The sequence below is a fragment of the Klebsiella sp. GG_Kp146 genome, from assembly GCF_040061975.1.
Classification (GTDB): Bacteria; Pseudomonadota; Gammaproteobacteria; order Enterobacterales; family Enterobacteriaceae; genus Klebsiella; species Klebsiella quasipneumoniae.
Map to the genome: position 1 here is coordinate 37781 of NZ_JBEAHA010000017.1, position 18457 is coordinate 56237.

The 18457-nt window shown below is 63.4% G+C and carries 14 protein-coding genes; 10 read left to right on the top strand and 4 right to left on the bottom strand.

The features are described from left to right. The first annotated feature begins 15 nt into the window (after nt 1–15). Nucleotides 16–357, top strand: a complete 342-nt coding sequence (locus ABLU95_RS18780; RefSeq protein ID WP_004202492.1) for a RamA family antibiotic efflux transcriptional regulator — start codon at nt 16–18, stop codon at nt 355–357. A gap of 17 nt (nt 358–374) precedes the next feature. On the opposite strand, the gene ABLU95_RS18785 is transcribed toward ABLU95_RS18780, so the two are convergent. After that, on the bottom strand, nt 375–623 hold the full coding sequence (locus ABLU95_RS18785; protein WP_002893037.1) for a DUF1158 domain-containing protein: 249 nt from the start codon (nt 621–623) through the stop codon (nt 375–377). 501 nt (nt 624–1124) lie between these two features. On the opposite strand from ABLU95_RS18785, the gene ABLU95_RS18790 reads away from it, so the two are divergent. The 3 genes from ABLU95_RS18790 to ABLU95_RS18800 are packed head-to-tail and all read left to right on the top strand — an operon-like array spanning nt 1125 to nt 8086. Next, nucleotides 1125–3848, top strand: coding sequence for a cation-transporting P-type ATPase (locus ABLU95_RS18790; RefSeq protein ID WP_348880166.1), 2724 nt, complete (start codon nt 1125–1127; stop codon nt 3846–3848). Nucleotides 3849–3900: 52 nt separating this feature from the next. Beyond that, complete coding sequence (locus ABLU95_RS18795; RefSeq protein WP_023288735.1) at nt 3901–4980, top strand: efflux RND transporter periplasmic adaptor subunit; 1080 nt, start codon at nt 3901–3903, stop codon at nt 4978–4980. Nucleotides 4981–4993: 13 nt separating this feature from the next. Next, nucleotides 4994–8086, top strand: a complete 3093-nt coding sequence (locus ABLU95_RS18800) for an efflux RND transporter permease subunit (RefSeq protein ID WP_241515614.1) — start codon at nt 4994–4996, stop codon at nt 8084–8086. 241 nt (nt 8087–8327) lie between these two features. Here the strand turns inward: ABLU95_RS18800 and ABLU95_RS18805 are convergent, their stop codons facing one another. Both ABLU95_RS18805 and ABLU95_RS18810 read right to left on the bottom strand, forming a co-directional pair. After that, entirely contained in the window at nt 8328–9047 is a 720-nt protein-coding gene (locus ABLU95_RS18805; protein WP_348880169.1) for a phosphodiester glycosidase family protein, read from the bottom strand. Nucleotides 9048–9094: 47 nt separating this feature from the next. Beyond that, nucleotides 9095–10210, bottom strand: a complete 1116-nt coding sequence (locus ABLU95_RS18810) for a YbdK family carboxylate-amine ligase (protein ID WP_048296974.1) — start codon at nt 10208–10210, stop codon at nt 9095–9097. A 326-nt stretch (nt 10211–10536) separates the two neighbouring features. Here ABLU95_RS18810 and ABLU95_RS18815 point away from each other — a divergent pair, with 326 nt between their 5' ends. The 6 genes from ABLU95_RS18815 to ABLU95_RS18840 all read left to right on the top strand — a co-directional run bounded on the left by ABLU95_RS18815 (nt 10537) and on the right by ABLU95_RS18840 (nt 17479). Continuing rightward, entirely contained in the window at nt 10537–12204 is a 1668-nt protein-coding gene (locus tag ABLU95_RS18815; protein ID WP_241515615.1) for an ABC transporter substrate-binding protein, read from the top strand. Between the two features lie 18 nt (nt 12205–12222). After that, nucleotides 12223–13176, top strand: a complete 954-nt coding sequence (locus tag ABLU95_RS18820; RefSeq protein ID WP_023288740.1) for an ABC transporter permease — start codon at nt 12223–12225, stop codon at nt 13174–13176. A 2-nt stretch (nt 13177–13178) separates the two neighbouring features. Then, nucleotides 13179–14072, top strand: a complete 894-nt coding sequence (locus ABLU95_RS18825) for an ABC transporter permease (RefSeq protein ID WP_023288741.1) — start codon at nt 13179–13181, stop codon at nt 14070–14072. A gap of 3 nt (nt 14073–14075) precedes the next feature. Beyond that, nucleotides 14076–15113 (top strand): ABC transporter ATP-binding protein, encoded by a 1038-nt coding sequence (locus tag ABLU95_RS18830; protein WP_023288742.1) that lies wholly within the window; start codon nt 14076–14078, stop codon nt 15111–15113. Then, nucleotides 15103–16113 carry an ABC transporter ATP-binding protein gene (locus tag ABLU95_RS18835; RefSeq protein ID WP_044521499.1) on the top strand — a complete coding sequence of 337 codons (1011 nt, stop codon included), beginning with the start codon at nt 15103–15105 and terminating at the stop codon, nt 16111–16113. The genes ABLU95_RS18830 and ABLU95_RS18835 overlap by 11 nt, the downstream gene beginning before the upstream one ends. Before the next feature lie 97 nt (nt 16114–16210). Then, nucleotides 16211–17479, top strand: coding sequence for a Zn-dependent hydrolase (locus tag ABLU95_RS18840; protein WP_243805529.1), 1269 nt, complete (start codon nt 16211–16213; stop codon nt 17477–17479). 34 nt (nt 17480–17513) lie between these two features. On the opposite strand, the gene ABLU95_RS18845 is transcribed toward ABLU95_RS18840, so the two are convergent. Next, complete coding sequence (locus tag ABLU95_RS18845; protein ID WP_101976845.1) at nt 17514–18422, bottom strand: DMT family transporter; 909 nt, start codon at nt 18420–18422, stop codon at nt 17514–17516. Nucleotides 18423–18457 lie beyond the last annotated feature (35 nt).

An 18457-nucleotide genomic window follows, 5' to 3' on the forward strand; every position in this document is an offset into this window, starting at 1 on the left:
CAGAGGAGAGAGCATATGACGATTTCCGCTCAGGTGATTGACACTATCGTCGAGTGGATTGATGACAACCTGCATCAACCGCTGCGTATTGATGATATCGCTCGCCATGCCGGGTATTCGAAATGGCATCTGCAACGGCTGTTTTTACAGTATAAAGGGGAGAGCCTGGGGCGCTATATACGCGAAAGGAAGCTGCTGCTGGCCGCCCGCGATCTGCGCGACACCGATCAGCGGGTCTACGATATCTGCCTGAAGTATGGCTTCGATTCACAACAGACCTTTACCCGCGTCTTCACCCGGACCTTCAATCTGCCGCCGGGCGCCTACCGTAAAGAGAACCACAGCCGCGCCCACTGAGGCGCGCCCTTCCTGATTTAGCGTTCGAGGGAAAACCAGCGACGCCACACCCAGCGCAGCACCAGATACTCAATGGCGCCCAGCGCCAGGAACCACAGACAAAACAGCACGGTATAAAGCTGGTTGAGATCCATCATATGGAATGTCTCAACCAGCTTTTGCGCCAGCGTCAGGCCCAGCGACGGCGCGGGCAACAGCAGACAGGAGAGCAGGGCCAGCAGTAAGATCCCGGCGGCGGAGAGGAGCGTTTCCAGCGGATGTTTCATGTCATGTTAATCATCAGTTAAAAAACATATTGTCCGGCAAAATAACACCTAACGCAATATGCTTTGTATTTTACTCGCCTTAATGCGCCTCTTTTTAATATTATTGCCTGCGTTGTCTTCTCATGTTAATTAATCTGAAATAATTTGTAATTAAATTAAAATTCGTTGCTTGTAAATTAACGTCATTATTATGCCAGCGCTTTTACAAAACTATAAGTGCTATACCCAACCAGCGTGGCAGCGATGATGGCCAGCAGGATGTACAGCGCCAGACGGCGTCCGCGGTAGATTCCAAACATATTTGACCTCGTTTAGTTTTGGTTTATTAATATTCTGTAATAGTTGATTCGTGGAATTAACTTACCACATATTTTTTATTTTGCGAAAAATTTAGGCTTGTAATGGTTCACATTTTTATCGGCTTTTTTGCCACCTTTTATTGCATTGGCCAGGAATGATTTCAGGCTTTCCGACTCACGGAATTTATAAGGAAAATGTAATTTGACCAAGATGAATAACCCAAAGTTTACGACGCCCTCGGGCGACACCGCGCCACGGCAGGTCTGGCAGCAGACCGTTGACGCAGTGCTGGCGCAGACCAAAAGCCAGGCCGCTGGGTTAAGTTCCGCAGACGCCGCCGAGCGCCTGAATACCTGCGGGCCGAACGCGCTGCCGGAAAAGAAGGGAAAACCGACCTGGCTGCGCTTTCTCGCCCACTTTAACGACGTACTGATTTATGTGCTGCTGGCCGCTGCGGCGCTCACCGCCATCATGGGTCACTGGGTCGATACCCTGGTGATCCTTGGCGTGACGGTGATTAACGCCCTGATCGGCCATATCCAGGAGAGCAACGCCGAAAAATCCCTGCAGGGGATCCGCAACATGCTCTCCAGCGATGCCCGCGTCCAGCGTAACGGCAAACATGAGACTATCCCGACGCGCGACCTGGTTCCGGGGGATATCGTTATCCTGCGCGCCGGCGACCGCGTGCCGGCGGACATGCGGCTGATTGAAACGCACAACCTGCGGGTGGAAGAGGCGATCCTCACCGGCGAGTCGACGGTGGTGGATAAAATCACCGACGCGCTGGAGGGCGACCTGCCGCTGGGCGACCGGGTGAACATGGTCTTCTCCGGGACCACCGTCAGCGCCGGCGGCGGCGTCGGCGTGGTGACCGCCACCGGCGCGCAGACCGAACTCGGCCATATCAACCAGATGATGGCGGGCATTGAGAAGCACCGCACCCCGCTGCTGGTGCAGATGGATAAGCTCGGCAAAGCGATTTTCGTCATTATCCTCGCCATGATGGTGGCGCTGTTTATTTTCAGCCTCGCGTTGCGGGACATCCCGATGGGCGAACTGCTGCTGTCGCTGATTAGCCTGGCGGTGGCCGCGGTACCGGAGGGGCTGCCGGCGATCATCTCGATTATTCTGTCGCTCGGCGTCCAGACGATGGCGCGCAAGCGGGCGATTATCCGTAAGCTGCCGACCGTGGAAACCCTCGGCGCCATGACCGTGGTCTGCTCGGATAAAACCGGCACCCTGACGATGAACGAAATGACCGTCAAGGCGATCATCACCGCCGACTGCTGCTACCGGGTGGAAGGCGACAGCTATGAGCCGCAGGGGCGGATCTTCCTTGAGGGGAGCGATGAGCCCGTGCAGGTTCAGCCGGGTACCGTGCTGGAGACCTGGCTGCGCACCATCGACCTGTGCAACGACAGCCAGCTTACCCAGGATGAGCGCGGTCTGTGGGGGATCACCGGCGGGCCGACCGAAGGGGCGCTGAAGGTGCTGGCGGCGAAAGCGCAGCTCCCGGCGGTGGAGGCCCGTCTGGTGGCCAAGATCCCTTTTGACTCACAGTACAAATATATGTCGACGCTGCAGCACATTGATGGCGATGCCCGGGTGTTAATCACCGGTGCGCCGGACGTCATCTTCGGCATGTGCCGCGAGCAGATGACCCGCCAGGGCGCGGTGCCCTTCGAGGCGCAGTACTGGGAAGAGGAGATGGCGCGCTTCGCCCGTCAGGGGCTGCGCATGGTGGCGGCGGCCTGTAAGCCGGCCAGCGTTGATGCCACCACGCTGAACCATGAGGACCTGCAGGAGGGACTGATTTTCCTCGGCATCGCCGGGATGATGGATCCCCCGCGTCCGGAAGCGATTGACGCTATTCACGCCTGCCAGACCGCCGGCATCCGCGTGAAGATGATCACCGGCGACCACCCGCAGACGGCGATGAGCATCGGCCAGATGCTGGGGATCACCAACAGCAGCCAGGCCATGACCGGCTACCAGCTGGAGCACATGGACGATGCGGCGCTGGCGAAGGCGGCGGTGGAGTACGACATCTTTGCCCGCACCAGCCCGGAGCATAAGCTGCGCCTGGTGAAAGCCCTGCAGGATAACGGCGAAGTGGTCGGCATGACCGGCGACGGCGTCAACGACGCGCCGGCGCTGCGCCAGGCCGACGTGGGTATCGCCATGGGCATCAAAGGCACCGAAGTCACCAAAGAGGCGGCTGACATGGTGTTGACCGATGATAACTTCGCCACCATCGCCAGCTCGGTAAAAGAGGGCCGTCGGGTCTATGACAACCTGAAGAAGACCATCCTCTTCATCATGCCGACCAACCTGGCGCAGGGGCTGCTGATCATCATCGCCCTGCTGGCGGGGAACATGATTCCGCTGACCCCGGTGCTGATCCTGTGGATGAACATGGCGACGTCGGCGACCCTCTCCTTCGGCCTGGCCTTTGAGGCCGCGGAGCGCAACGTGATGAACCGCCCGCCGCGTAAAACCGGCCAGCACGTGATGGATGGTTTCGCCGTGTGGCGGGTGGCTTTCGTCGGGTCGATGATCGCGATTGCCGCCTTTATCCTTGAGGCCTGGCTGGCGCCGCGCGGCCACAGTCCGGAGTTTATCCGCACCGTGCTGCTGCAGATGCTGGTGACGGCGCAGTGGGTCTACATGATCAACTGCCGCAGCAGCGACAGCTTCTCCCTGAGCATGGGCCTGCTGCGCAATAAAGGCATCTGGCTGGTGACTGGTGTCCTGCTGCTGATGCAGCTGGTGATTATCTATGTCCCGCTGATGCAGAGCATGTTTGGCACGGAAGCGCTGCCGCTGCGCTACTGGTTTGTCACCCTGGTCATCGGCATCGCCATGTTCCTGGTGGTGGAAGTCGAGAAGCGTCTGACGCGCCGGTTCCGCAAAACGGCCTGATCGATCTCGCGCGCCTGGCTGCAGGCGCGCGTTACTTTCGCAAGGATCCTCTATGATTAACACCTTTCGCTTTGCGCTGCTGGCCTGCGTCCTGGGCGGCAGCGCCTTGACGGCGACCGCCGCGCCGGCGGTGCCGGTCCGCGTCGCCACGGTAGAACGGGCTCCTCACGCTGAAGAACGCGCCATCCCCGGGCGGGTCGAGGCGATCCGCGCCGTCGACATTCGCGCGCGCACCGAAGGGGTGATTGTTCAGCGCCACTTCCAGGACGGGCAGTATGTGACCGAGGGCGACCTGCTGTTTACCCTCGACGACGCGCAGCCCCGCGCGGCGCTGGCCCTGGCGCAGGCCGAGCTGAAAAGCGCCGAAGCCTCGCTACGCCAGTCGCAGCAGCTGCTCACTCGCTATGAGCGGCTCATCAACAACCACTCCATCAGCCGCAACGACCTCGACACGGCCCGGATGCAGCGCGACGTCGCCGCCGCTGCCGTGCAGCAGGCGAAAGCCCGCGTCGAGGCTCAGCAGATTGTGCTCGGTTATACCCGGATTGCGGCGCCGGTGACCGGGCGGGTGGGCCACAGCGCCTTTCACGTCGGGACGCTGGTCAACCCGTCCAGCGGGGTGCTGGCGGACATCGTGCAGCTCGATCCGGTACGGGTGTCGTTTGCCCTCGACGAAGCCGCGTTTTTCAGCAAAACCGGCCAGCATGCCGACATCCACGCCCTGAAGCAGGCATGGCTGGCGCAAATTGACGTGGATGGCAAACGGCGCGACGGCGTGTTGACTTCCATCGATAACCGGATCGACGCCCGCACCGGCAGCGTGGCGGTGCGGGCGGAGTTTGCCAATCCGCAGCACCGTCTGCTGCCGGGCGGCAGCGTGACGATCCTGTTCCGTCCGCAAGCGCTGTCGTCGCGGGTGATGATCCCGGCTGCCGCCGTGCAGCAGGATCCGCAGGGCTTTTTCAGCTGGGTGCTGAAGCCGGACCACACCGCCGGGCAGCGTCGTCTGACCCTTGCGGGGCAACAGGGGCAGCAGTTTGCGGTCGAGAAAGGGCTGCAGGCGGGCGAGCAGGTGATCACTGACGGCGCGCAGCGGCTGCGCGAAGGCGCCGCGGTGCAGGTGCTGAACTAGCTAAGGAGAGGGGATGCTGACCTTTTTTATCCGTCGTCCGCGATTTGCGATGGTGATCGCGCTGCTGCTGACCTTTGTCGGCGCGGTATCGCTGAAACTGATCCCGGTGGAGCAGTACCCAGCGATCACGCCCCCGGTGGTGAACGTCACCGCCAGCTGGCCGGGCGCCAGCGCATCAGACGTGGCGGAGGCCATCGCCGCCCCGCTGGAGACCCAGCTCAACGGCGTCGATCATATGCTGTATATGGAGTCCACCAGCTCGGACGAGGGGACGTACCGCCTGAGTATCACCTTCGCGGCAGGCACCGATGCCGATCTGGCGGCGATCGACGTGCAAAACCGGGTGGCGCAGGCGCTGGCGCAGCTCCCGGCGGAAGTGCAGCAGAATGGCGTCCAGGTGCGCAAGCGCGCCAGCAACCTGCTGATGGGGGTAAGCCTTTACTCGCCGCTGGGCACGCTGTCGCCGCTGTTTGTCAGCAATTACGCCAGCACCCAGGTGCGCGAGGCGCTGGCCCGCCTGCCAGGCGTCGGCGAGGTGCAGATGTTTGGCGCCCGGGATTACAGCATGCGCATCTGGCTGCGCCCGGACCGCATGAACGCCCTCAACATCACCACGGATGACGTTGCCCAGGCGCTGCGCGAGCAGAATGTGCAGGGGGCGGCGGGGCAGGTGGGCACCCCACCGGTGTTCAACGGCCAGCAGCAGACGCTGACCATCAACGGACTGGGGCGTCTGAACGAGGCGGCCAGCTTTGGCGAGATTATCCTCCGCCGCGGCGCGCAGGGGCAGCTGGTGCGCCTCGCCGACGTGGCGACCATCGAGCTGGGCGCCCGCAGCTACAGCTCCGGCGCGCAGCTGAACGGTAAAGCGTCGGCCTATCTGGGGATCTATCCGACGCCTACCGCCAACGCCCTGCAGGTCGCCAGCGCGGTGCGCGCGGAGCTTAACCGCCTGCACACTCGCTTTCCGGCGGATCTCACCTGGGAGGTGAAGTTCGATACCACCCGCTTTGTGGCGGCGACGATCAAAGAGATCGGCGTTTCGCTGGCGCTGACCCTGCTGGCGGTGGTGGTGGTGGTGTCGCTGTTCCTGCAGAGCTGGCGGGCGACGCTGATCGTGGCCCTGGCGATCCCGGTGTCACTGATCGGCACCTTTGCGGTGCTCTATCTGCTGGGCTACAGCGCCAACACCCTCAGCCTGTTCGCGATTATTCTCGCCCTGACGATGGTGGTGGATGACGCCATTGTGGTGGTGGAGAATGTCGAAACCAAAATGGCGGAAGGACTGGATCGCCTGCAGGCCACCGCCCAGGCGCTGCGGCAGATCGCCGGGCCGGTGATCGCCACGACCCTGGTGCTGTTGGCGGTGTTTGTGCCGGTGGCGCTGCTCCCGGGGATCGTCGGCGAGCTGTATCGGCAGTTTGCCGTGACGCTCTCCACCGCGGTGGCCCTGTCGAGCCTGGTGGCGTTAACCCTGACCCCGGCCCTCTGCGCACTGCTGCTGCGCCCGCGACCCGCCCGGCCGGCGGCAGTGTGGCGGGCGTTTAACCGTCTTCTCGACGGCACCCGCGACGGCTATGGCCGGCTGGTGGGGTGGATGAACCGCCGCCCGTGGCTGGCGCTGGCGGCGACGGTGGCGGCGGGCGCGCTGGTGGCGTTCTGCTTCACCTCGATGCCGAAAGGCTTCCTGCCGCAGGAAGATCAGGGCTACCTGTTTGCCAGTGTGCAGCTGCCGGAGGCGGCGTCGCTGGAGCGCACCGAAGCGGTGATGGCCCAGGCGCGCAAGCTGCTGGCGGCTAACCCGGCGGTGGAGGATGTGATTCAGGTGTCCGGCTTTAACATTCTCAACGGCACCAGCGCCGCTAACGGCGGGTTTATCTCGGTGATGCTCAAGGACTGGCATCAGCGGCCGCCGCTGGATACGGTGATGGCGGATATTCAGCGCCAGCTGCTGTCGCTGCCGGAGGCGACGATCATGACCTTCGCGCCGCCGACCCTGCCGGGCCTGGGCAATGCCTCGGGGTTTGATCTGCGCATTCTGGCGCAGGCCGGTCAGTCGTCGGCGGAGCTGGAGCAGGTGACGCGGGAGATCCTTCAGCTGGCGAACCAGCATCCGCAGCTGAGCCGGGTATTTACCACCTGGAGCAGCAACGTGCCGCAGCTGACCCTGACGGTCGACCGCGATCGGGCGGCGCTGCTGGATGTGCCGGTGGCGCAGATCTTCAGCAGCCTGCAGACGGCGTTCGGCGGCACGCGCGCCGGCGATTTCAGTCTTAACAACCGTGTCTATCATGTGGTGATGCAAAATGAGATGCAGTGGCGCGAGCGGGCTGAGCAGATTAGCGAGCTGTACGTCCGCAGCCGCGACGGCGAGCGGGTGCGGCTGAGCAATCTGGTCACCATTACGCCGACGGTGGGGGCGCCGTTTATTCAGCAGTACAACCAGTTCCCGTCCGTGTCGGTGAGCGGTTCAGCGGCCGAGGGGGTCAGCAGCCGCACGGCGATGGCGGCCATGGAGCAGATTTTGCAGGCCCATCTGCCGCCGGGGTATGACTACGCCTGGAGCGGGATCTCCTGGCAGGAGCAGCAGACCGGCAATCAGGCGGTGTGGATCGTGCTGGCGGCGGTGGCGATGGCGTGGCTGTTCCTGGTGGCGCAGTATGAAAGCTGGACGCTGCCGGCGAGCGTCATGCTCTCGGTGCTGTTCGCCATCGGCGGAGCGCTGGTCTGGCTGTGGACGGCGGGCTATGCCAACGATGTGTATGTCCAGATAGGGCTGGTGCTGCTGATCGCCCTGGCGGCGAAGAATGCGATTCTGATCGTTGAGTTCGCCCGCAGCCGGCGCGAGGAGGGGCTGTCGATAGTCGACGCCGCGCGTGAGGGCGCCACCCGCCGCTTCCGCGCGGTGATGATGACCGCGGTGTCGTTTATTATCGGCATCATGCCGATGATGCTCGCCACCGGCGCCGGGGCGCAGAGCCGGCGGATCATCGGCACCACGGTATTCAGCGGGATGCTGGTGGCGACGATGGTTGGCATCCTGTTTATTCCTTCGCTGTATGTGCTGTTTCAGCGTATGCGCGAGTGGGCGCATCGGCGGGGGTAAGCGCGGCGCCACAACGACTACCGGGCGCTCCCCTCCTTTTGGGGAGAGCCGGGGTCAGGGGGAATCGGCCCCGCTGCACGCCCGTAGCTTTCAGGGGCCATACCATAGCGAGCAGACGTTGTAGGCCCGGTAAGCGCAGCGCCACCGGGCAAGGACATCGGGCACGGCGGCAATCCCTTGCCCGGCCTGTCGTTAATTTATTCACTCTCCTGGCTGGAATGGCCGCCCCCAAACGCGTCCGCTATTTCCTCTCCACCGTTATCATGGTCACGAACGGATGATACTGCCACGGCACGCTGCCGCCTTTGCGGTACATCTTCGACAGGGTGCCGTCGAGATAAAGCATCTGCCGCACCCCAAGCTTTGATTGCGCATAGCAGGCAAAATCATAGAAGTTGGTCTCGCGCTCGCTGAGCATAAATATCACCCGGCCCTGCTTATCGATGCCAACGGCGTTGCGCAGTTTGCGCGAGCTGGCGGAGGGCTTCAGCCGCCAGTTGATAGCGCCATTTTCAATCAGCATCGGGCCGGACTGCACCGCATAGCGGATGGCGGGAGAGCGTTTAAACGCCGGCAGCGGCACGATTTTCGCCCGGCCGTTCTCCACCAGGAATACGCCGCCGGGGCGGATAAAGAAGTTCCCGCCGCCGGCGGAGCGGTTTACCGGCGTCAGGCGCTTGCCGTCTTCGATATACAGCCCCAGCGGCGCGTAGGCCTTATCGTAAATGCCGCCGTTCATCGCCATCTGCACCCGGCCATCGCCATCGATACCCGCCAGCAGCGAACGCAGGGAACCCCAGGCTTTGCCGTGCCGATCCTGCCAGTACATCGCAATGCGCTCTTTCTGCGCATCCACCCGATAGCTCTGCAGGGTCAGCGTCGGGTCGGTGAGGGTACAGGCGGCGCTGGCGAGGGTGGCCAGGGGCAGCAGCGCCAGGGGGAGCAGGCAGCGTAATAACATGGGCGGTCCTTTCTATGGTCTGCGCCGAGTATACCCGCCTCGCTGTCTTATGCCGCCCAAATCTCACAGTGTTTTTGCACCAGCCCGGAAAGCGAACCGCCGTTGGCGATAAACTCGCGCATCTGCTGCGCCTCGCTGTGCGGCGATTTCGCCTGGCGAACCACCGCCTCCAGCGCCGCCGTCGCCTTCAGCTGATGGGCGAAAGGAGCCAGCCGGTCGGCGAGCTGCAGGATCTCCTGGCGGATGCTGCGCTGCTCCCCGCCGCGCACATCGGTGAGAGTCCCGTCCAGCCCGTAGCGGCAGGCCTGATAGCGGTTAAAAGGATACAGCAGATAATCGTCAGGCTGGTGCTTAAAAGGACGCTCCGTCAACAGCCAGCAGGCCAGGGTCTGAATAAAGCCGGCGATATGGATCGCCTGGGCGAGGGTCAGGGGGGTGTCCATCACCCGCACCTCGACGGTCCCAAACTGCGGGCTGGGGCGAATATCCCAGTGCAGATCCTTCATGCTGTCGATCATGCTGGTGTAGCTCAGCTGGCGGAACAGGCGACGAAACCCCTGCCAGTCGGCCACCCACGGCATCGGGCCGTTGTCGGGATAAGAGGAGAAGCGGTTGAGGCGCGAGCAGGCGAAGCGGCTGTCGGTGCTGTCGAACCACGGCGAGGCGGCGTTAAGGGCGATGAAATGCGGCACAAAGCGCGACAGGCCGTGCAGCAGATAGATGGCGTCGTCGCCGCTCTGGCAGCCGACGTGCACATGCTGGCCAAAGACCGTCGCCTGCTGCGCCAGATAGCCAAAATGCTCGACGGTTTTGACATAGCGCGGATTGTCGCTGATCTGCTGGCGCTGCCAGGCATGAAAGGGGTGCGAACCGCCGCCGCAGATCTGCAGATGATGATGCAGCGCCGCGCGCTGGACCGCCTGCTGGATGGCGCTGAGCTGGGCTTGCGCATGGCTGATGTCGCGACACACCCCGGTGGCGATCTCCAGCATGCTCTCGGTGATATCGTGCTTGGCTTCTCCCACGGTCAGTTCATGCTGGACGTCGGCAATCAGGGTCGAGGCATCCTGGCTGAGGTCGTAACCCGGCGGGTTCACCACCTGCAGCTCCAGTTCGATACCGAGGGTAAACGGATCGGAGCGGTGAAAATCGGCTAAAGGCATAGTCTCTCCCGGTCGATGTGTTCTCTGAAGTATAGAAGGGATTGTTCCCGGCGGAGAATACGCCGCGGCGGGGGAGGGGGAAGCATAAAAAAGTGACGCGACGTGATTATTTAAATTTTGCGATATAGCGACTGGTGCAATTCTGCAACATATTTCCCGCTGGCGGTGCGGCAGAATAAGGTTGAATTATTTTCCCATAATTATCATGGTGATAATATAAGTCCTTCTTATTTTATCGATCGGTTTCGGCCTATTTCCGCCCGCACCAGAGCTGGTACGCATTTTGCCTGTTAATCAGTGACACTTTATTTAACAGGGATCATGTGATGCACAAAACGACGTTATTTTCGCGTGCCGGTCGTCTCGCCGTGGCGGTGAGCGGCGCACTGGCCCTGGCGGGCGCCGCCTTACCTGCCAACGCCTCCACGCTGCGGATCGCCATGACCGCCGCGGATATTCCGTTGACCCTCGGCCAGCCGGATCAGGGCTATGAGGGCAACCGCTTTACCGGCATCCCGCTGTACGACGCGCTGGTGGAGTGGGATCTGTCGCAAGGGGAAAAGCCCAGCGGTCTGGTGCCGGGGCTGGCGACCGAGTGGCACATCGATCCGCAGAACACCCGCCGCTGGATTTTCACCCTGCGTCCGGGAGTGAAATTTCATGATGGGAGCGAGGTGAACGCCGACGCCATCGTCTGGAACGTGGATAAGGTGCTCAATAAAGCAGCGCCACAGTACGCCCCGGGTCAGATCGGCAACACCCTGTCGCGGATGCCGACCCTCGCCGGCGCGGAGAAAATTGACGATCACACCGTGGCGCTGACCACCTCGGAACCGGACGCGCTGCTGCCGTACAACATCACCAACCTGTTTATTGTCTCGCCCACGGCGTGGCAGAAGCAGTATGACGCGGTGCCGGCCAGCGCGGGAGATAGCGCCGCGCGCAGCAAACAGGCGTGGACCGCCTTCGCCGCCCACGCGGTGGGCAGCGGCCCGTTCAAACTGGAGAAGCTGGTGCCGCGTCAGCAGCTGATCCTCGATAAAAACCCCGACTACTGGAACAAAGATCGCATTCCCCGGGTGGATAAGGTGGTGCTGATCCCCTTGCCGGAGGCCAACGCCCGTACCGCGGCGCTGCTGTCGAAGCAGGTGGACTGGATTGAAGCCCCGGCGCCGGACGCCATCGATCAGATCAAGTCTCAGGGTTTTCACCTCTACGCCAATACCCAGCCGCACCTGTGGCCCTGGCAGTTCTCCTTTGAAAAAGGATCGCCGTGGCAGGACATCCGCGTGCGCAAAGCGGCCAACCTGTGTCTGAACCGCGCCGAGCTGAAGAGCTACCTTGGCGGCTACATGACCGAGGCCACCGGGGTTTATGAGGCTGACAGCCCGTGGCATGGCAAACCCACCTTCCAGATCAAATATGACCCGGATACCGCCCGCCAGCTAATGACCGAGGCCGGATACAGCGCCAGCAAACCGCTGCACGTCACGGTGGCCACCTCGGCCTCCGGCTCCGGGCAGATGCAGCCCTTGCCGATGAACGAGTATATCCAGCAGAGCCTGAAGAGCTGCTTCTTCAATGTGGATATCAAAGTGGTGGAATGGAACACCCTGTTTACCAACTGGCGCCTGGGCGCCCGGGACCCGTCGGCGAAAGGGATCGATGCGATCAACGTCAGCGCCGCGGTTAACGATCCTTACTTTGGCCTGATCCGCTTCTCGACCGCCAAAGCGTTTCCGCCGGTGGCGACCAACTGGGGTTACTTCTCCACTCCGGAGACGGAGAAGCTGGCCGCCGCCGTCAAGCACGCCTTTACCCCGGAAGCGATGAATAAAGCCGCCGGCGAGCTGCACGCCGCGCTGGTGGATCAGGTGCCGTTCCTGTTTGTCGCCCACGACGTCGGGCCGCGCGCGATTTCGCCCGCGGTGACCGGGGTGGTGCAACCGCAGAGCTGGTTTATCGACCTCAGTCTGGTGAGCAAAAAAGAGTAATCGCGAAAGGGGCGACCGATGATCAATACGCTGCTATACCGCATTCTGCTGGCTATCCCCACCATGCTTGGGGTGGCGGTGATCTGTTTCATGCTGGTGCAGATAGCGCCTGGCGACCCGCTGGTGTCGGTAATGCCGCCGGACGCCTCGGAGGCGCTGCGCCAGACGTTGATGCAGGCTTACGGCTTTGATAAGCCGCTGCCCCTGCAGTTTATCCACTGGCTGTGGCGGGCGCTGCACGGCGACCTCGGTATGTCGGTCGCCACCGGCCGCCCGGTTATTGACGAGGTGATGACCGCGGTAAGCTACTCCCTGCGCCTGGCGCTGCTGGCGACGGCGATCGGTTTCGTCCTCGGCAGTCTGTTCGGCTTTGTCGCCGGCTATTTTCGCAACAGCGTCATTGACCGTCTGGCCTCGGTGTTGTCGGTGTTTGGCGTCAGTGTGCCGCACTACTGGCTGGGGATGCTGCTGGTGATCCTCTGCAGCGTCAAGTTCGCGCTGCTGCCGGCCACCGGCGGCGGGCCGATAGGCGAGGTGGGCTGGCAATGGGACTGGGCGCACCTGCAGTTCATGCTGCTGCCGGCCATCACGCTGTCGGTGATCCCGACCGGGATTATCGCCCGCACCGTGCGCTCGCAGGTCGCCGATATCCTCAGCCAGGAGTTCATCGTTGGCCTGCGCGCTCGCGGGCTCAACGAGTCGCGCATCTTTGTCCACGTCATGAAAAATGCCGCGCCAACCGCGCTGGCGGTGATGGGGCTGCAGGTGGGCTATCTGATGGGCGGCTCGATCCTCGTGGAGACCGTCTTCTCCTGGCCGGGAACCGGACTGCTGCTCAACACCGCCATTTTTCAGCGCGACCTGCCCCTGCTGCAGGGCACCATCTGGGTGTTGGCGCTGTTTTTCGTATTGCTCAACCTGTTGGTGGATATTCTGCAGACCACCCTCGACCCGCGCATAAAGAGGAGCTGACCATGGTGGATACGGCAACGACGAAAGCGGTCCCGGCCGCGCCGGCCAACGCTTCCCGGCAAGGTTACTGGCGCGGCGTGCTGCGCCGCTTACTGCGCGACCCGGGCGGGGTATTCGTCGGCGCGATCATTCTCGTTCTGCTGGCCCTGGCGCTGTTCGGGCCGTGGCTTATCGTCAAAGACCCCTATCAAACGTCGATGTTCCTGCGCCTGAAGCCCATCGGCAGCGACGGTTTCCCGCTGGGCTCTGATGAGCTGGGGCGCGACATGCTGTCGCGACTGATCCTCGGCACCCGGCTGTCGCTGTTTATGGGGATTGTCCCGGTGGTGTTCGCCTTTTTTATCGGCGGCGCCATCGGGATCATCGCTGGCTACATGGGCGGCAAAATCAATACCCTGATCATGCGCACCGTGGATGTGTTCTATGCCTTTCCCTCGGTCCTGCTGGCGATTGCGCTGTCGGGGGCGCTGGGGGCGGGCATCGGCAATGCGCTGCTGTCGCTGACCCTGGTGTTTGTCCCGCAGGTGGCGCGGATTGCCGAGAGCGTGACCGCCCAGGTACGGCATATGGACTATATCGACGCCGCCCGGGCCACCGGCGCCAGCGCGTTGACCATTATCCGCGTCCAGGTGCTGGGTAACGTGCTCGGGCCGATCTTCGTCTTCTCCACCGGACTGATTTCGGTGTGCATGATCCTCGCCTCCGGCCTATCGTTTCTCGGCCTCGGCGTGCGGCCGCCGGAGCCCGAGTGGGGGCTGATGCTCAATACGCTGCGCACGGCAATCTATACCCAGCCGTGGGTGGCCGCCCTGCCGGGCCTGATGATTTTTATCACCTCCATTTCGTTCAATATCCTCGCGGACCGCCTGCGTGCGGCAATGGCGATTAAGGAGTAAGCGATGCAACCCTTTACCAATATCGACCTCGGCGGGCCGGCGCAGCCGCTGCTGAAGGTCAATCACCTGCTGAAGTACTTCCGCGGCGGCAAAGGCCGGGAGGTGGTCCAGGCGGTGGACGATATCAGCTTCACGGTGATGAAAGGCGAAACCCTGGGGGTGGTCGGCGAGTCGGGCTGCGGCAAATCGACCACCGCCCGGCTGCTGATGCAGCTGCTCACCCAGGACAGCGGCGAACTGATCTTCGACGGGCTGGGGGTCGGCTCGTCGCGTCTGCCGCTGAAAGCCTACCGTCGCCAGGTGCAGATGGTTTTCCAGGACAGCTATGCCTCGCTCAATCCGCGCCTGACCATGGAGGAGAGCATCGCCTTCGGCCAGCGGGTCCACGGCGTCAGCGCCAGAGAGGCCAGCGAATACGCCCGCTATCTGCTGGCGCACGTTGGCCTTGAGCCGGCGCGCTTTGCCGACCGCTATCCCCATGCGCTCTCCGGCGGCCAGCGGCAGCGGGTGAATATCGCCCGCGCGCTGGCGATGAAGCCGCGGCTGGTCATTCTTGATGAAGCGGTGTCGGCGCTGGATAAATCGGTGGAAGCTCAGGTGCTGCAGCTGCTGCAGGAGCTGAAGCGGACCCTCGAGCTGACCTATGTGTTTATCAGCCACGATCTGCACGTGGTGCGCTGGCTGTCGGATCGGATCCTCGTCATGTACCTTGGCGAAGTGGTGGAGATTGGCCCGGCGGAGCAGCTGTTTACCGCCTCCGCCCATCCCTATACCCGGGCGCTGTTAAGCTCGATGCCCTCCATGGATCCGCAAAACCGCACCCTGACCTCGCCGCTGAGCGGCGATCCCCCCAGCCCCATCGCGCCGCCGAGCGGCTGCCGCTTTCACACCCGCTGCCCGCACGCGAAGGCGGTCTGCGCCGAGGTGAAACCGCGGTTGGAGGCGGTTGGGGAGGGGCACCAGAGCGCCTGCCTGATGGCACAGCCAGCCTCGCCCTGGCATCAGCGCATCCCTCTTAAGGAGGTCAGCCATGTCGCATAACGCCTTTGTCCATGTGCGCGACCTGCGGGTCGTCTTTCGCCGCGACGGACAGACCATCAACGCGGTCAACGGGGTCTCCTTTGACGTACAAAAGGGGGAGGTGATGGCGTTGATTGGCGAGTCGGGTTCCGGCAAGAGCGTGACCCTGCGGGCGCTGATGCGCCTGCACCCGCCGGGGAGCAGTGAGCTCTCCGGCACCCTGCGGGTGGGGGACGACGCGGTGCTGACGATGAACGCCAGCCAGCTGCGGCGCTATCGCGGCGGGCGCTGCGCGATGATTTTTCAGGAGCCGCTTCTGGCCTTCGATCCGGTCTACACCGTCGGGCAGCAGATTATAGAAGGGCTGCGCCGCCACGAAGGGCTGTCGCGCCAGGCGGCCCGGGACAGGGCGCTGGAGGCCCTGCGTCAGGTGCGCATTCCCAGCCCCGAACGGCGGCTGGAGGCTTACCCGCACGAGATGTCCGGCGGGATGCGCCAGCGGGCGATGATCGCCCTTGCCCTCTCCTGTAACCCGCAGCTGCTGCTGGCGGATGAGCCGACCACCGCCCTCGACGCCACGGTGCAAATCCAGATCCTGATCCTGCTGCGCGAGCAGCAAAAGCAGCGCGGGCTGTCGATCGTGTTTGTGACCCACGATATCGGCGCCGCGGTGGAGATTGCCGACCGGGTGGCGGTGATGTACGCCGGGCGGATCGTCGAGGAGGCCGCCATGAGCGAGATCCTGCGCCACCCGCGCCATCCTTATACCCGGGTGCTGCTGGGCAGCCGGCCGAAAGAGGGGCTCAAGAAAGGCGATGCCCTGCACTGCATTCCCGGCGCGCCGCCGGATCTGGCGCGCTTGCCCCCCGGCTGCGCCTTTGCCGAGCGCTGTCCGCACCGTCGCCCGGTCTGCGAGCAGAGCCTGCCGCCGACGGAGGCCGCAGCGGAGCGCCACACGGTGAGTTGCCACCGCTGGCGCGAGCTGGCGATTGACGCCCACGCGCAGGCCCTGGCCGTCTGACCGACGGCAACACACTCTACAGATGAAGGCCAGGCGCTGATGCCTTATTTTCCACCGCCGGTTGCGCTGGCGGCGACCTTGATGTCAGGAGACCACCATGAGCAGTGATGTACTTTTTACCCCCGCCACCGACACCACCCGCTGGCGCATCAATGGCGACCGCCTGTGGGCGTCGTTAATGGACCTTGCTCAGATCGGCGCCACGCCGAAGGGCGGCTGCCGCCGTCTGACCCTCACCGACCTCGACCGCCAGGGGCGGGACCGGGTGATTGGCTGGGCGCGGGAGGCCGGGATGAGCGTCACCATCGATAAAATCGGCAATGTGTTTATGCGCCGGGAAGGGCGCAACCCCAGCCTGCCGCCCATCGTCTCCGGCAGCCATATCGACACCCAGCCCTCCGGCGGCAAATTTGACGGCAACTACGGCGTGCTGGCGGCGCTGGAGGTGGTGCGCACGCTCAACGATCGGCAGATTGCCACCGAGGCGCCGATTGAGGTGGTGTTCTGGACCAACGAAGAGGGGTCGCGCTTTGTGCCGGTGATGATGGGCTCCGGGGTCTTTGCCGGGGTCTTCCCGCTGGAGGAGACCTGGGCCGTCACGGATAAAGAGGGCGTCAGCGTCGGCGAGGCGCTGGCGCAGATCGGCTATATCGGCGAGCAGACCCCGGGAGAGCATCCCGTCGGCGCCTATTTTGAGGCGCACATTGAGCAGGGGCCGATTCTCGAAGATGAAGCGAAAACCATCGGTATCGTGCAGGGCGTGCTGGGGATCCGCTGGTACGACTGCGTGGTGACCGGTCAGGCGTCGCACGCCGGGCCCACGCCGATGCGCCTGCGTCAGGATGCCCTGCAGGTGGCGACCCGCATTATGCAGGAGGTGGTCGCCATTGCCGGGCGCAGCGAAGAGGGACGCGGCACCGTCGGCAGCGTGCAGGTGTGGCCCAACAGCCGCAACGTGGTGCCCGGAGAGGTCACCTTCTCCATTGATATGCGCAATCTCAGCGATGCGCTGGTGGATGAAATGGATCGCCAGCTGCGGGCGTTTATCGCGGAGATTGAGCGGCAAAGCGGTCTGCAGGTGGCCCTGAAGCAGGTGAGCCACTATCCGGCGGCGCCCTTCGATGGCGAATGCCAGCAGGCCATTGCCGATGCCGCGCAGCGGCTGGGCTACCCGGCGCGGCCGATCGTCTCCGGCGCCGGGCATGACGCCGTGTATATGAGCTACCTGGCGCCGACCGGGATGATTTTTATCCCCTGCAAGGACGGGATCAGCCATAACGAAATGGAGTATGCCTCGCCGGAGCACGTCGCCGCCGGGGCCAACGTGCTGCTGCAGGTGATGCTCCAGTACGCGCGGCCGGTGTAGGCGGTCATCCCCCCCGGCGGGGCGACGCGTCAGGTCAGGCGCGGCTCCCGCTCCCTGCGCCAACCCGCTGGCGGCCAAATTTGCGCGAACCCACCACGCTCAGCACCACCCCGAGGGTGACCGCCAGCATCAAGGGGCTGACGGTTTCGTGCAACAGCGCCGCCGACAGGCCAAGCCCAAAGAACGGCTGCAATAGCTGGAGCTGGCCGACGGCGGCGATCCCGCCCGCGGCCAGCCCTTTGTACCAGAAGATAAAACCGATCAGCATACTGAAGAGCGACACATAGCCCAGCGCGGCCCAGGAGGAGGTCGATATGGCGCGCCAGGAGGCGGGCTGAACCATCAGCGAGGCGGGGAGCATCAACGGCAGGGCTATCACCAGCGCCCAGCAAATCACCTGCCAGCCGCCGAGCTCCCGGGTCAGCTTTGCCCCTTCCGCATAGCCGAGGCCGCAGGCGATCACCGCCGCCAGCATCAGCAGATCGCCGCTGAGCGACGCCGCCGCACTTTGCGTCAGGGCGAATCCCATCACCAGCAGGCTGCCCAGCAGCGAAAAGATCCAGAAAGCCCGCCGCGGACGTTCGCCGCCGCGCAGTACGCCGAAGAGGGCGGTCATCAGCGGCAGCAGGCCAATAAACACAATCGAATGCGCCGAGGTGATGCGCTGCAGGGCCAGCGCCGTGAGCAGGGGAAAGCCGATCACCACCCCGGATGAGACGATGATCAGGGGCACAAGCTGCGCCAGGCGCGGGCGTTTCTGACGAAAGCCGACCAGCAGGGCGACGGCAAGCAGCCCGGCGATGGAGGCGCGCAGAAAGGTCAATAACAACGGATCCATATCCTGCACCGCCAGCCGCGTCGCGGGCAGCGAACCGCTGAAAATGATCACTCCCAGTAAACCATGAAGCCATCCGGACCAGGGGCCGGGCGCCGATTTATCCAGTGTTGAATCTACCACGTTAACCTCGCGTTATCTGA

Excerpts from the sequence above, each read along its gene's own strand:
- ABLU95_RS18780 (WP_004202492.1), top strand. The coding sequence starts at position 16 with ATGACGATTTCCGCTCAGGTGATTGACACTATCGTCGAGTGGATTGAT.
- ABLU95_RS18785 (WP_002893037.1), bottom strand. The coding sequence starts at position 623 with ATGAAACATCCGCTGGAAACGCTCCTCTCCGCCGCCGGGATCTTACTG.
- ABLU95_RS18795 (WP_023288735.1), top strand. The coding sequence starts at position 3,901 with ATGATTAACACCTTTCGCTTTGCGCTGCTGGCCTGCGTCCTGGGCGGC.
- ABLU95_RS18800 (WP_241515614.1), top strand. The coding sequence starts at position 4,994 with ATGCTGACCTTTTTTATCCGTCGTCCGCGATTTGCGATGGTGATCGCG.
- ABLU95_RS18805 (WP_348880169.1), bottom strand. The coding sequence starts at position 9,047 with ATGTTATTACGCTGCCTGCTCCCCCTGGCGCTGCTGCCCCTGGCCACC.
- ABLU95_RS18810 (WP_048296974.1), bottom strand. The coding sequence starts at position 10,210 with ATGCCTTTAGCCGATTTTCACCGCTCCGATCCGTTTACCCTCGGTATC.
- ABLU95_RS18815 (WP_241515615.1), top strand. The coding sequence starts at position 10,537 with ATGCACAAAACGACGTTATTTTCGCGTGCCGGTCGTCTCGCCGTGGCG.
- ABLU95_RS18820 (WP_023288740.1), top strand. The coding sequence starts at position 12,223 with ATGATCAATACGCTGCTATACCGCATTCTGCTGGCTATCCCCACCATG.
- ABLU95_RS18825 (WP_023288741.1), top strand. The coding sequence starts at position 13,179 with ATGGTGGATACGGCAACGACGAAAGCGGTCCCGGCCGCGCCGGCCAAC.
- ABLU95_RS18830 (WP_023288742.1), top strand. The coding sequence starts at position 14,076 with ATGCAACCCTTTACCAATATCGACCTCGGCGGGCCGGCGCAGCCGCTG.
- ABLU95_RS18835 (WP_044521499.1), top strand. The coding sequence starts at position 15,103 with ATGTCGCATAACGCCTTTGTCCATGTGCGCGACCTGCGGGTCGTCTTT.
- ABLU95_RS18840 (WP_243805529.1), top strand. The coding sequence starts at position 16,211 with ATGAGCAGTGATGTACTTTTTACCCCCGCCACCGACACCACCCGCTGG.